Source organism: Siccibacter colletis (genome assembly GCF_025914095.1).
GTDB classification, from domain to species: Bacteria; Pseudomonadota; Gammaproteobacteria; order Enterobacterales; family Enterobacteriaceae; genus Siccibacter; species Siccibacter colletis.
Genome location: NZ_CP074352.1, coordinates 268,576 through 282,947 on the forward strand (window position 1 = coordinate 268,576; position 14,372 = coordinate 282,947).

Annotated in this window: 10 protein-coding genes; 8 read left to right on the plus strand and 2 right to left on the minus strand. The window is 57.3% G+C overall.

Annotation, left to right across the window (positions count from 1 at the left end; genetic code table 11):
- Nucleotides 1–100: 100 nt before the first annotated feature.
- Both glgA and glgP read left to right on the plus strand, forming a co-directional pair.
- Nucleotides 101–1,534, plus strand: coding sequence for a glycogen synthase GlgA (glgA, locus tag KFZ77_RS01280; RefSeq protein WP_264385248.1), 1,434 nt, complete (start codon nucleotides 101–103; stop codon nucleotides 1,532–1,534).
- Between the two features lie 103 nt (nucleotides 1,535–1,637).
- Nucleotides 1,638–4,085, plus strand: a complete 2,448-nt coding sequence (glgP, locus tag KFZ77_RS01285) for a glycogen phosphorylase (protein ID WP_031521830.1) — start codon at nucleotides 1,638–1,640, stop codon at nucleotides 4,083–4,085.
- A 75-nt stretch (nucleotides 4,086–4,160) separates the two neighbouring features.
- Here the strand turns inward: glgP and glpD are convergent, their stop codons facing one another.
- Nucleotides 4,161–5,669, minus strand: coding sequence for a glycerol-3-phosphate dehydrogenase (gene glpD, locus KFZ77_RS01290; protein WP_264385249.1), 1,509 nt, complete (start codon nucleotides 5,667–5,669; stop codon nucleotides 4,161–4,163).
- Nucleotides 5,670–5,881: 212 nt separating this feature from the next.
- Here glpD and glpE point away from each other — a divergent pair, with 212 nt between their 5' ends.
- The 5 genes from glpE (at nucleotide 5,882) to nadS (ending at nucleotide 8,646) form a co-directional block, all read left to right on the plus strand.
- The gene (gene glpE / locus KFZ77_RS01295) at nucleotides 5,882–6,211 is read left to right on the plus strand and encodes a thiosulfate sulfurtransferase GlpE (RefSeq protein WP_031521827.1); all 330 of its coding nucleotides are present in this window, start codon (nucleotides 5,882–5,884) and stop codon (nucleotides 6,209–6,211) included.
- Between the two features lie 64 nt (nucleotides 6,212–6,275).
- A complete protein-coding gene (gene glpG, locus KFZ77_RS01300) occupies nucleotides 6,276–7,106 on the plus strand; it encodes a rhomboid family intramembrane serine protease GlpG (protein WP_031521825.1) in 831 nt (276 codons plus the stop codon).
- A gap of 35 nt (nucleotides 7,107–7,141) precedes the next feature.
- A complete protein-coding gene (locus KFZ77_RS01305; RefSeq protein ID WP_264385250.1) occupies nucleotides 7,142–7,900 on the plus strand; it encodes a DeoR/GlpR family transcriptional regulator in 759 nt (252 codons plus the stop codon).
- 109 nt (nucleotides 7,901–8,009) lie between these two features.
- Nucleotides 8,010–8,327, plus strand: a complete 318-nt coding sequence (locus tag KFZ77_RS01310) for a type II toxin-antitoxin system RelE/ParE family toxin (protein ID WP_264385251.1) — start codon at nucleotides 8,010–8,012, stop codon at nucleotides 8,325–8,327.
- A 22-nt stretch (nucleotides 8,328–8,349) separates the two neighbouring features.
- Nucleotides 8,350–8,646 carry a NadS family protein gene (nadS, locus tag KFZ77_RS01315; protein WP_264385252.1) on the plus strand — a complete coding sequence of 99 codons (297 nt, stop codon included), beginning with the start codon at nucleotides 8,350–8,352 and terminating at the stop codon, nucleotides 8,644–8,646.
- Between the two features lie 4 nt (nucleotides 8,647–8,650).
- Here nadS and malT read toward each other — a convergent pair whose 3' ends face one another.
- Entirely contained in the window at nucleotides 8,651–11,356 is a 2,706-nt protein-coding gene (gene malT / locus KFZ77_RS01320; protein ID WP_031521819.1) for an HTH-type transcriptional regulator MalT, read from the minus strand.
- Between the two features lie 611 nt (nucleotides 11,357–11,967).
- Here malT and malP point away from each other — a divergent pair.
- Complete coding sequence (gene malP / locus KFZ77_RS01325; protein WP_264385253.1) at nucleotides 11,968–14,370, plus strand: maltodextrin phosphorylase; 2,403 nt, start codon at nucleotides 11,968–11,970, stop codon at nucleotides 14,368–14,370.
- Nucleotides 14,371–14,372 lie beyond the last annotated feature (2 nt).

The following is a 14,372-nucleotide window of genomic DNA, read 5'->3' on the forward strand; positions in this document are numbered from 1 at the left end:
CCTTCGGCACGCAGGCTGTGTCGGGACACAAAGTGGGGCTACCGGCAAGCGCTGCCTTTTGCAGCGTACCGGATGCCTGGCTTATCGAACGGGAGCGATAATGCAGGTCTTACATGTATGTTCTGAAATTTTTCCTCTGCTGAAAACCGGCGGACTGGCGGATGTGATCGGCGCGTTACCTGCTGCGCAAATTGAGGGCGGGGTGGATACGCGCGTGCTGGTGCCTGCGTTCCCGGATATTCTGCGTGGCGTGGCGGATGCTAAAGCGGTGGCGACAGGCGAAAGCTTCGCCGGGGACTATACGCTGCTGTTCGGGCATTTTAACGGCGTGGGCATTTACCTGATTGATGCCCCGCACCTGTATGAGCGCCCCGGCAGCCCGTACCACGACACTAACCTTTACGCCTATACCGATAACGTGCTGCGCTTCGCGCTGCTCGGGTGGGTGGCTGCGGAGATGGCGTCTGGACTCGATCCGCTCTGGAAACCGGACATTGTGCACGCGCATGACTGGCACGCCGGGCTGGCACCGGCCTATATCGCCGCGCGTGGACGTCCGGCAAAGACGGTGTTTACGGTGCACAACCTGGCCTATCAGGGCATGTTCTACGCCCATCATATGAACGATATCGATCTGCCCTGGTCCTTCTTCGATATGAATGGCCTGGAATTTAATGGTCAAATTTCGTACCTGAAAGCCGGACTCTTCTATGCTGATCATATTACTGCCGTCAGCCCGACCTATGCCCGGGAGATCACCGAACCGCAATTTGCCTACGGCATGGAAGGGCTGCTGAAGCAGCGCCAGCTGGAAGGACGTCTGAGCGGTATCCTTAACGGCGTTGATGGCAAGATCTGGGACCCGGCGCATGATTTGCTGCTTACCGCGCGCTACAACCGCGATACGCTTGAAGAGAAAGCCGAAAACAAGCGCCAGCTGCAAATTGCGATGGGGCTGAAAGTTAACGAAAAAATGCCGCTGTTTGCGGTAGTCAGCCGCCTGACCAGCCAGAAAGGGCTGGACCTGGTGCTGGAGGCGCTGCCCGGCCTGCTGGAGCAGGGCGGTCAGCTGGTGATTCTGGGCGCGGGCGATCCGGTGCTGCAGGAGGGCTTCCTTGCCGCGGCGGCTGAGCATCCCGGCCAGGTTGGGGTGCAGATTGGCTATCACGAGGCATTTTCGCATCGCATTATGGGTGGTGCCGACGTTATTCTGGTGCCGAGCCGATTTGAACCCTGCGGGCTGACCCAGCTTTACGGGCTGAAATACGGCACGCTGCCGCTGGTGCGGCGCACCGGTGGGCTGGCGGATACCGTATCTGACAGCTCGCTGGAGAACCTGGCGGACGGCATCGCCAGCGGTTTTGTGTTTGAGGACAGTAATGCCTGGTCGCTGCTCCGCGCGATCCGGCGCGCTTTCGTGTTGTGGTCCCGTCCGTCACTGTGGCGTTTCGTTCAGCGTCAGGCGATGGGTATGGACTTTAGCTGGCAGGTCGCGGCGCAATCCTATCGCGATCTCTATCAACGCTTGTTGTAAGTAGCGGATCTGACAGGCGATACAGTACGCCCTCCTGGCCTACCAGGCGGGCGTTACTTATGGCGTCTGATGGACACGTTCCTTGTACTGTGGAGCCACTGATATGAACGCACCCTTCACCTATGCCTCGCCGACGCTCAGCGTCGAGGCGCTGAAGCACTCTATCGCCTACAAGCTGATGTTTACCATCGGCAAAGATCCTGCCATCGCCAACAAGCATGAATGGCTAAACGCCACGCTGTTTGCGGTACGCGATCGCCTGGTGGAACGCTGGCTACGCTCCAACCGGGCGCAGCTCTCCCAGGAAACCCGCCAGGTCTATTACCTGTCGATGGAATTTCTCATTGGCCGCACCCTTTCCAATGCGCTGTTGTCGCTCGGGATTTATGACGATGTTAAAAACGCGCTGGAAGAGATGGGGCTTGATCTGGAAGAGCTGATCGACGAAGAGAATGATCCCGGCCTCGGCAACGGTGGCCTGGGGCGTCTGGCGGCCTGCTTCCTCGACTCCCTCGCCACCCTTGCGCTGCCGGGCCGCGGGTACGGCATCCGCTACGATTACGGCATGTTTAAGCAGAATATCGTTGATGGTCGCCAGAAAGAGTCACCTGACTACTGGCTGGAGTACGGCAACCCGTGGGAGTTCAAGCGCCACAACACCCGCTATAAGGTGCGTTTCGGCGGTCGCATCCAGCAGGAAGGTAAGAAAACCCGCTGGGTAGAGACCGAAGAGATTCTGGCCGTGGCCTACGATCAGATCGTGCCGGGCTACGACACCGACGCTACCAACACGCTGCGCCTGTGGAATGCCCAGGCGAGCAGCGAGATCAACCTCGGCAAGTTCAACCAGGGTGATTACTTCGCAGCGGTGGAAGATAAAAACCACTCCGAGAACGTGTCGCGCGTGCTCTACCCGGACGACTCCACCTATTCTGGCCGCGAGCTGCGCCTGCGTCAGGAGTATTTCCTGGTGTCGGCGACGATTCAGGACATCCTCAATCGTCACTATATGCTGCATAAAACCTACAGCAACCTCGCGGGCAAGATCGCCATTCACCTGAACGACACCCACCCGGTGCTGTCGATTCCGGAGCTGATGCGGCTGCTGATCGACGATCATAAATTTAGCTGGGATGAAGCGCTGGAAGTGACCTGCCAGGTATTCTCCTACACCAACCATACGCTGATGAGCGAGGCGCTGGAGACCTGGCCGGTAGACATGCTGGGTAAAATTCTGCCGCGCCATCTGCAGATTATTTTCGAAATCAACGACTACTTCCTGAAGACACTTAAGGATCAGTATCCCAACGATACCGGTCTGCTGAGCCGCTGCTCCATTATCGATGAAACCAACGGGCGCCGGGTGCGCATGGCCTGGCTGGCGGTGGTGGTCAGCCACAAAGTGAACGGCGTGTCGGAGCTGCACTCGAACCTGATGGTGCAGTCGCTGTTCGCTGATTTCGCCGCCATCTTCCCGATGCGTTTTTGCAACGTGACCAACGGCGTCACGCCGCGCCGCTGGCTGGCGCTCGCCAATCCGCCGCTCTCTGAAGTGCTGGACGAGCACATCGGGCGCACCTGGCGCACCGATCTCAGTCAGCTGAGCGAACTCAGCCAGCATATCGATTTCCCGCTGGTAAACCAGGCCGTGCGCCAGGCGAAGCTGGAAAACAAGAAACGGCTGGCGCATTACATTGCGCAGCATCTGAACGTGGTGGTGGACCCGAAAGCGCTGTTTGACGTGCAGATTAAGCGTATCCACGAGTACAAACGACAGCTGATGAATGTGCTGCACGTTATCACGCGCTACAACCGGATTAAGGCCGACCCGGACGCCGACTGGGTGCCGCGGGTGAATATCTTCGCCGGTAAGGCCGCCTCGGCGTACTACATGGCGAAGCACATTATTCATCTGATCAATGACGTGGCGAAGGTGATCAACAACGATCCGGTGATTGGCGATCGGCTGAAGGTGGTGTTCATTCCCAACTACAGCGTCAGCCTGGCGCAGATCATTATTCCGGCGGCCGATCTCTCCGAACAGATCTCGCTGGCCGGGACCGAGGCCTCAGGCACCAGCAACATGAAGTTTGCCCTCAACGGCGCGCTGACCATCGGTACGCTGGATGGGGCCAACGTCGAGATGCTGGAGCACGTCGGGGCGGAAAACATCTTCATCTTCGGTAATACCGCTGAGGAGGTCGAGACGCTGCGGCGCGAGGGCTACAAACCGCGTGAGTTCTACGAGCAGGATGAGGAGCTGCACCAGGTGCTGACGCAGATTGGCACCGGCGTGTTCAACCCTGACGAGCCAGGGCGCTATCGCGACCTGCTGGATTCACTGATTAACTTCGGCGATCACTATCAGGTGCTGGCGGATTTCCGCAGCTATGTGGACTGTCAGGACAAGGTGGACGAGCTGTATCGTCAGCCGGAACAGTGGACGACCACCGCGATGAACAACATCGCCAATATGGGCTACTTCTCGTCTGACCGAACCATTCAGGAGTATGCAGATAATATCTGGCACATCACGCCGGTGCGGTTGTAGCACCGCGCTGAGCGCGGGAAATAAAAAAGGCGGGTTGCTGAGGAGGCACCCGCCTTTTTACTGGCTGCTGACTGGTTACGACGCCAGAGAGAGCTGATGTTTCGCGCCATGCTGCGCCAGCCACTGCGCGACACGCGCCTGCTGTTCATCGGTCAGCCACATACCCAGCTTGGTACGACGCCAGATGGCATCATCAAGATGACGCACCCACTCATGCTCGACCAGGTAACGCAGCTCGGCTTCGTAGAACTCATGGCCGAAGTCTTCGCCCAGCGCGCCGATGGAAGTGGCATCATCCAGAATTAACGTGGCGTTGCTGCCGTAGGTGCGGGCGTAATGGCGCGCCAGCGCTTCGCTGATAAACGGATACTGACGGCGCAGGATGGCGGCATAGCTGTCGCGATCTTTACCAATTTCACCGCCCGGCAGGACGCAGTCTTTGGTCCACGCCGGCCCGATGCGATCGTAGTAGCCAGACAGTTTTTCCACGGCGTGCTCGGCCAGCTTACGGTAGGTGGTGAGCTTCCCACCGAAAACTGACAGCAGCGGCGCTTTGCCGTTCTCATCGTGAATGTCGAGGGTGTAATCGCGGGTGATGGCCTGCGGGGAGTCAGATTCATCATCGCACAGCGGGCGCACGCCGGAGTAGGTCCAGGCGATATCGTCGCGGCCCAGCTGCTTTTTGAAGTGCGCGTTGTAAACGTTCAGCAGATAGTCGATCTCGCTGTCGTCGATTTTCACCGCTTTTGGATCGCCTTTGTACTCAACGTCGGTGGTGCCGATAATGGAGAACTCATCCATCCACGGGATGACAAATACGATACGCTTATCTTCGTTCTGCAGGATGTACGCCTGTTTTTCAGCATGCGCGCGCGGCACCACAATGTGACTGCCTTTGATCAGGCGGATGCCGTAAGGGGATTTGAGCTGCAGGCCTTCATCGAAGAAGTTTTTAACCCACGGACCGGTGGCGTTCACCAGGCCTTTCGCTTTCCAGCTGAATTTTTCGCCGGTATCGATATCTTCCGCTTCCACGATCCACAGACCATTTTCACGACGCGCAGAGGTGGCGCGGGTGCGGGTCATGACGTCGCCGCCTTTGCGGGTCACCATCTGCGCATTCGCCAGCACCATACGGGCATCGTCTACCCAGCAGTCAGAATATTCGAAACCGCGCACGATTTCCGGCTTCAGCACAGACGCTGCGCCAAATCGCAACCCTTTAGAGCCTGGCAGGCTGGTGCGTTTCCCGAGGTGATCGTACATAAACAGGCCCACGCGGATCATCCACGCCGGGCGCAGGTGCGGACGGTGCGGCAGACGGAAACGCATCGGGAACGCGATGTGCGGGGCCATTTTCAGCAGCACTTCACGCTCGGCCAGCGCTTCGCTCACCAGGCGGAACTCGTAGTGTTCAAGGTAGCGCAGCCCGCCGTGGATCAGTTTGGAACTGGCGGATGAAGTGGCGCACGCCAGATCCTGCGCTTCCAGCATCAGGACGGAAAGCCCACGCCCGGCAGCGTCTGCCGCTATCCCGGCACCGTTAATACCGCCCCCAATCACAATCAGATCTTTGGTTTCCATGCTGGCCTCGCAGATGTTCGTTAAAGCTCATAAATGTTCGTTATCGCTCATAATAGCAAGGAATCGCGCTTTTGGTAACATCAAAAAAACATTTTCGCGTGATATGCATAACATAATGGCGTTACGGTCAGCGTAAGACGTACACTTGACGCTAAAATGAAGCCGCCGCCCATGCGGCAAACCGTAAGACGTCACTGCATAAAGAGAGCACCATGGATCATTTTGAATGTATCAACGTAGAAGAAGCGCATCAGAAACTGCATCAGGGAGCGGCAGTGCTGGTCGACATTCGCGATCCGCAAAGTTACGCCATGGGCCACACGCCGGGCGCCTTTCATCTCACCAACGACACGCTGCTGCCGTTTATGCAGAACCATGATTTTGAAACGCCAGTGATGGTGATGTGCTATCACGGCAACAGCAGCAAAGGCGCGGCGCAGTACCTGCTTCAGCAGGGCTTCGATAATGTTTACAGCGTTGATGGCGGGTTCGATGCCTGGCACCGTCATTTCCCGGCGGAAGTGGCGCGCGGAGAGGGTTGATGTCGCGTCCCGTCACGTTGTCCGGGTATACTGTTTTTCTTTGTATGGAAAAACGGCAGTCGCCATGTTGATGATTACTACTTTTGCCAACCCGCGAATGGCCCAGGCTTTCGTGGATTATATGGCGACCCAGGGGATCACCCTGACCCTGTCCCGGTCGGCGCAGAGCGAAGTCTGGCTGGCAGATGCCAGTCAGGAAACGCGCGTCAGATCGGCGCTTGAGCAGTTTCTGCAGGACCCTTCACATCCCCGCTATCTGGCGGCAAGCTGGGAGTCCGGTCAGACCAACAGCGGCCTCGAATATCGCCGCTACTCCTTCCTGACCACGCTGCGTCAGAAAGCCGGGCCGCTGACGCTCGCGCTGATGGTGGCCTGTATTGTGGTCTATATCATCATGCAGGTCGCCGGTGACCAGGCGGTGATGGTCTGGCTGGCCTGGCCGTTCGATCCCTCATTGAAATTTGAATTCTGGCGCTACTTCAGCCATGCGCTGCTGCACTTCTCGCTGCTGCATATCGTCTTTAACCTGATGTGGTGGTGGTATCTTGGCGGCCCGGTGGAGAAGCGACTGGGCAGCGGTAAGCTGTTGGTCATCGCCCTGATATCGGCCCTGCTCAGCGGCTTTGTGCAGGAGAAGTTTAGCGGCGCCTGGTTCGGTGGCCTATCCGGCGTCGTTTATGCGCTGATGGGCTATGTCTGGCTGCGCGGCGAGCGCGATCCGGACAGCGGCATCAGCATGCCGCGCGGGCTGATTGCGTTTGCGCTGATCTGGCTTATCGCCGGCTGGTTCGATCTTTTCGGTCTTTCCATTGCCAATGCGGCGCACGTCACCGGCCTTGCCGTCGGCCTGGCAATGGCGTTGACCGATACTCTCAATGTGCGAAAACGAACATAAAAACAGATATCCGCTGATGTCTTCAGGAGAAGCGTGTGAAGCAAACACAACGTCATGATGCGATTATTGAGCTGGTAAAGAAGCAGGGATACGTCAGCACCGAGGAGCTGGTCGAGCAGTTCGCCGTCAGTCCGCAGACCATCCGCCGCGATTTGAACGACCTCGCAGAACAGAACATGATCCTGCGCCACCACGGCGGCGCAGCGCTGCCTTCCAGCTCGGTGAATACCCCGTGGCATGACCGCAAAGCGACGCAAACTGCCGAAAAAGCGCGTATCGCCTGGAAAGTGGCGAGCCAGATCCCGAACGGCGCGACGCTGTTTATTGATATCGGTACCACGCCGGAAGCGGTAGCCCACGCGCTGCTCGACCACGAAAACCTGCGCATTGTGACCAACAACCTTAACGTGGCGAACACGCTGATGGTAAAGGACGACTTCCGCATCATCCTCGCCGGCGGGGAGCTGCGCAGCCGCGACGGCGGAATTATCGGCGAAGCGACGCTCGATTTTATCTCCCAGTTCCGCCTCGACTTCGGCATTCTTGGTATCAGCGGCATCGACAGCGACGGCTCGCTGCTGGAGTTCGACTACCACGAAGTGCGCACTAAGCGCGCGATTATTGAAAATTCCCGCCACGTGATGCTGGTGGTGGACCACTCCAAGTTTGGCCGCAACGCGATGGTCAACATGGGCAGCATCAGCATGGTGAACGCCGTCTACACCAACGCCAACCCGCCCGCTGGCGTGCTGAAAGTGATACAGGATCACAACGTGCAGCTGGAGCTGTGTTGACCTGCACATGACGCTGTCAAAAATAAAAAGGTGTACTTAGTACACCTTTTTTATTGGCTGGTGTACCATGTACAGAGTAAAGACCTGGAAATGGTACGCAGGGAGCGTCATGTTTACATTTATCGAGCTTAAGGGATTTAGCCAGCGTCGTCGGATGTTAATGACTGATGATGAATTCCGTGCCTTTCAGGAAGCGCTGATAATCAATCCTCTGGCGGGCGACCTGATTATCGGAACAGGCGGCTTTCGTAAGGTTCGGTGGGGCCGACGCTTTTCCGGTAAGCGTGGCGGCATGCGGGTCATTTACTACTATCTGGCAGATAAAGGACGCATTTATCTCGCTCTGGTTTATCCTAAAAATGAACAGGATGACCTGAGCGCTGAACAGTGTCGGATGCTGAAACAGTTGACCGACTTACTGCGCTAACGACAGTGAATCTGGAGTTGAAATGAAGAAAGAGCTATTTGACGACCTGCTGGCAAGTGCTCATGAAATGGTAAATATTGAGCAGGGTGAACAATCCCCCGCTGCCGGGCAGGTGCATAACTGGACAGAAATTGACGTCAGGTCAATACGTGAAGCGACGGGAATGAAGCAGCAGGATTTTGCTGCCGCGGTGGGTGTCAGTCATGATCTTGTTAAAAGTTGGGAAAGCAAACGCCGGATCCCGCTTGGTGCTTCCCGTAAGCTGCTACTTTTACTAGCTGCAAACCCATTTATGATTGAACAGCTGAAAGAAATTTAATTCATTACACCCCATACCCCATCATTTTCAACAGATGCTGCGCGTGCTGGACCGCATCCTGGCGGTGCGCCACGCCGAGCTTCTGATAGAGATTACGGATATGGGTTTTGATGGTGGTCGCGGCCACGGCTAGCTCGCCGGCGATCTGGTCGTTGCTGTAGCCGGAATAAATCAGCCCTAACACCTGCCACTCGCGCTGGGTTAGCGGGCTGGTGCGAATGAGCTCCGGCACGTCCGGGTGCGTCAGCAGACGATTAACGAAACCTTCATCAAAGTGTGCAAACTTGTGGCGATGATGCTGGTTAATATCACGCAGAATGCGCTGGGCGCGATGCTGCTCAAGCTCCGGCAGGGTATTAAGCTGAATTAACTGGCGCAGCTGCTGCGCCATCGCCTCGCCTTCAATCACAAAGTGGCTGACGAACCCGGTGCGATTCGCCAGCGCCAGGGCTTCAATCAGCACGCGCTGGGCATCGCTTTTACGGCCTGCCTGCCAGTAAAGCTGATTCAGCAACAGCAGGTTGCGGTTGATGTCGCTCATCAGACGCAGGCTGCGCGCGTTCTCGTTCAGCTCCTCAAGCACCATCTCCGCCGGATCAAAATCCCCCAGCAGGATCTGGGCGCGGGCAATGTTGCGCCATTGGCTTTGCAGGAAGTGATTGTTTGCCACTTCCGGTTTCGGCGTCAGGCGCAGCCAGTTAGCTGCCGACTTCTTATCGCCGATCATTTGCCAGTAAATCACCCGCACTTTATCGGCGTTGGACACCCAGTCGCTGTGGTATTGCCCGTTACCGAGCAGGTTCTCAAGACGGTTAAGATGGCTGCGCGCGTTATCAAGATCGCCACGCGCCAGCGAGCACTGGACGATAATCGCCAGGCACTGCAGTTGCTGCTGTGGCTGATAGGTCGCCAGCACGTCCATTCCGCTGCGGGCAGCGGCCTCTGCTTCATCAAGCCGCGACCACGCCCACATCAGCTGAGCGCGGATGCGCTGCAGGAATTCGTGCAGCGGCAGCTGCTCAAGATGCTGTTCGCGGATCAGGACGAAGGCTTTTTCCTGCGTCTCCCAGGCGGCCTGCAAAAAGCCCTGGGCAAACAAAATTTCACTCTGCTGAATCAGGCTCCAGAGTGCGTACTGCCACACGTCGTGGCGACGCGCCATCTGCTCGGTCTGCTGCATCACCGACAACGATTTGGTGAGGTCGCCTTTACAGTGCAGCACTTCGCCATGCACCGACGTAGCGACGATGCGGCTGTAGAAGCTGGAGAGCGGTAGCATCTCCAGCGCCACCATCGCCAGCCGTTCCGCCTCTTCCGGGTCGCCGTCGTTAATAGCAACCTGGGCGCGCAGGGCATTGAATTCGCCATGCAGCGTGTCGTCCATGATGCCGCCGGTCTCCTGCTCAGCACGCGCCAGCAGAGTATTGACTTCGCTGTAGCGATGCTGGCTCTGCATCAGCCACGCCTGCAGCAGCACCAGTTTCGGATTCGCCAGCAGGCTGTCCCACGGCAGCGCTTTCAGCGACTCCTCCAGCAGCGTCAGTTCGCTGTGGTTGAACAGCGCCCAGGCGTGATTGAGCAGAATATCGCGCAGCATACTGGCGTCGCCTGCGGCCAGCGCGTGGTGGATGGCTTCGCTCGGGAAGCCCTGCGCCATCCAGCTTTCCGCTGCGGCGCGATGAATATCGGGTAGCTCCATCGCTAGCTCCCACTGGCAGCGCTGACGCAGGAAGCTGCCAAACAGCGGGTGATAGCTGAACCACTCTCCGGAGTCATCCATGCGCTGTAAAAACAGGCCCTGGCGTTCAATCTCTTCCAGCCGCATCTGGCCGTTTTCTTCTCCGGTAACCCGTACGATCAGCGCATCGTTCATCGAGCGCAGCAGCGAGCTTTTCAGCAGGAAGTGGCGGGTAGCGATATCAACGTTATCCAGCACCTCATCCACCAGATAATCCGACAGGTGGCTGGACTGAATGCCGGCGAGGCGGCGTGCCGACTGATGGGCCGAATGGCTGCTCTGGCGTGCAGACAGCGCAATCAGCTGCAGCGCCGTCGCCCAGCCGGCAACGTCATCACACAGGCGGCTGCTTTCTGCCTGCTCAATGGGCGACGTAAGACGGCAGTCAAAAAACTGTTTGGCTTCCTGATGGGTAAACGCCAGCTGCTGGCTGCCGATCTCCAGTAGCTGATCGCGCACGCGCAGGTTGGCGATGCCGAGCTGGGGCAGATTGCGCGACATCACTACCAGCGTCAGGTTCTCCGGCTGATGGCGCAGGAAAAAGCGCATTGCTTCGTGGATCACCGGATTGGTAATCAGATGGTAATCATCAATCACCAGATAAACCGGGCGCTGCCAGTTGGCAAGCTCGATAAATAACTGAGAGAACAGGGACGTCAGGCTGGCGTACTGGCGTTTTTGCGCCATCACTTCACTACTGGCGCAGTAGCCGTCCGTTGCCTGCTGAAGGGCGGCAATGAGATAGCTGGCGAAGCGCTCCTGCTGATTATCGCCTTCATCCAGCGAGTACCAGCCAAGCTCGGTTTTTCCCGCAGCCCACTGGGAGATCAGCGTGGTTTTTCCGTAGCCTGCCGGGCTGGTCACTAATGCCAGACGGTAATTATTGGCGGAAGATAATTTTGCCAGCAGGCGATCGCGAACCACAGTATTCTCAAGACGGACCGGGCGACTTAATTTCGATGGGATCAACATAGTCAGTCACTTCACTGTGCAGGAACGGAAATAATGATTTTTTTTGCGCTTCGTAATTAATTAGTAATTAAGGTCGGCCAGATTTCTCTTTATTGCAAGTTATGTCTGGATCTGCGCGGTTCGAATTTGCACTCTGTCACATTTCTATTAGCGACATGAATAAATTGTTGGTTTTGCCGTCAGAGGCGCATGGCGTAAGGGCTGGAGGTTTATTAACCGCTGCGCTGTTTCAGGCAAGCGCAGCGCCTGAGCAGGGCGAGAATATACTTTTGTTACGTAGTCAACGGTGAAAAGAGACGGCGAATCTGTGCCGTTTGGTAATTTTTTGTCAGTACTGTTAATCCTGTGGTTATTATTTATAAAACGCATTTTCATATTTCGTAAATGATGCGCGGTTATGCTCGTTTTTTTTCGTATTACTGTTTACCGGGCGCAGCGCTTATTTCCGGTACGATTACTGCTTCATTGCAGGGTATTTCACATGCGATCGGGACGGCTCCTCCCCGCTGCTCATCCCTGTCTAATCCGGGCCAGGATGAGGACGCATTTCGGGCCGCCAGGCACACTAGGCGCAATGCTCAATTTCACTTTTAACAGGACTCCCGTTCCCTATGTCTCAGCCTGATTTCAACAACGCGCAATTTGAGGCTGCACTGACGCGTCAGTGGCAGCGTTTTGGTCTGCAAACCGCTGCGGAGATGACGCAGCAGCAGTGGTGGCATGCGGTTAGCGGCGCGCTGGCGGAACTGCTCGCCGCCCGGCCAGTAAACCAGCCTGTGGCGCAGCAGCGTCATGTGAACTACATCTCGATGGAGTTTCTGATTGGCCGTCTCACCGGTAACAACCTGCTCAATCTCGGCTGGTATCAGGCGGTAAGCGACGTGCTGAAAGCACATGACGTGAACCTGACCGATCTACTGGAAGAAGAAGTGGACCCGGCGCTAGGCAACGGCGGCCTTGGGCGCCTTGCTGCATGCTTCCTTGATTCAATGGCCACCGTCGGGCAACCCGCGACCGGTTATGGGCTGAACTACCAGTACGGCCTGTTCCGCCAGTCCTTCAAAGAGGGGCAGCAGCAGGAAGCGCCGGACGACTGGCACCGCGGCAGCTATCCGTGGTTTCGCCACAACAGCGCGCTGGATGTGCAGGTCGGCGTCGGCGGCAAAGTGGTGAAAAACGGCCGCAGCCTGCGCTGGGAGCCGGGTTTTGTGATGGTCGGCCAGGCCTGGGATCTGCCGGTGCTCGGCTATCGTAACGGCGTCGCGCAGCCGCTGCGCCTGTGGCAGGCGACGCACGCTCACCCGTTCGACCTGAAGAAGTTCAACGACGGCGAGTTCCTGAAAGCCGAGCAGCAGGGCATTGACGCTGAAAAGCTCACTAAAGTGCTCTATCCGAACGACAACCATCAGGCCGGGAAAAAGCTGCGCCTGATGCAGCAGTATTTCCAGTGCGCCTGTTCCGTGGCCGACATTCTGCGCCGTCATCATCAGGCGGGACGCAAACTGCATGCGCTGCCGGATTACGAAGTGATTCAGCTGAACGATACGCACCCGACCATTGCCATTCCGGAACTGATGCGCGTGCTGCTCGATGAGCATCAGCTCGACTGGGACGCGGCCTGGACCATCACCAGCCGCACCTTTGCCTATACCAACCATACCCTGATGCCGGAAGCGCTGGAGTGCTGGGACGAGCGCCTGGTGCGCCAGCTCCTGCCACGCCATATGCTTATCATCAAAGAGATTAACGAGCGCTTCAAAAAGCAGGTTAACCAGACCTGGCCTGGGGATGACGCGGTATGGGCGAAGCTTGCTGTGGTGCATAACAAGCAGGTCCGTATGGCGAACCTGTGCGTGGTGAGCGGTTTTGCGGTGAACGGCGTGGCGGCACTGCACTCGGATCTGGTGGTGAAGGATCTGTTCCCGGAGTATCACCAGCTGTGGCCAAACAAGTTCCATAACGTCACCAACGGCATCACGCCGCGTCGCTGGATCAAGCAGTGCAACCCGGCACTGGCCGCGCTGCTGGATAAGACGCTGAAAAAAGAGTGGGCCAACGATCTGGATGTGCTGCAGGGGCTGGAGAAGTATGCGGATGACGCCGCATTCCGCCAGACCTACCGCGACATCAAACATGACAACAAGGTGAAGCTGGCCGCGTTTGTTAAGGCGCGTACCGGAATCGACATTAACACCGACGCCATTTTCGATATTCAGATCAAACGCCTGCACGAATACAAGCGCCAGCACCTGAACCTGCTGCACATCGTGGCGCTGTATCATGAAATTCGCGACAACCCGCAGGCGAACCGCGTTCCCCGCGTCTTCCTGTTCGGTGCCAAAGCTGCACCGGGTTATTACCTGGCAAAAAACATCATCTATGCCATTAATAAAGTAGCGGACGTGATTAACAACGACCCGAAAGTGGGGGATGCGCTGAAAGTGGTGTTCCTGCCGGACTACTGCGTCTCGGCGGCGGAAGTCATGATCCCGGCGGCAGACGTCTCGGAGCAGATCTCCACAGCGGGGAAAGAAGCGTCCGGCACCGGCAACATGAAGCTGGCGCTCAACGGGGCGCTCACGGTCGGCACGCTCGACGGTGCTAATGTTGAGATCGCCGAACAGGTAGGCGAAGACAATATCTTTATTTTCGGCCACACCGTGGAGCAGGTGAAAGCCCTGAAAGCCAAAGGTTACGACCCGGTGAAGTGGCGCAAAAAAGATAAGGCGCTGGACGCAGTGCTGAAGGCGCTGGAAAGCGGCACATTCAGCGACGGCGATAAGCACGCTTTCGATCAGATGCTGCACAGCATCGGTAAGCAGGGCGGCGATCCTTATCTGGTGATGGCGGACTTCAGCGCATATGTCGAAGCGCAGCGTCAAGTCGATGCGCTGTACCGCGACCAGGAGGCGTGGACCCGGGCTGCCATTCTGAATACCGCCCGCTGCGGCATGTTCAGTTCTGACCGCTCGATCCGCGACTATCAGCAACGAATCTGGCAGGCCAAACGCTAAGG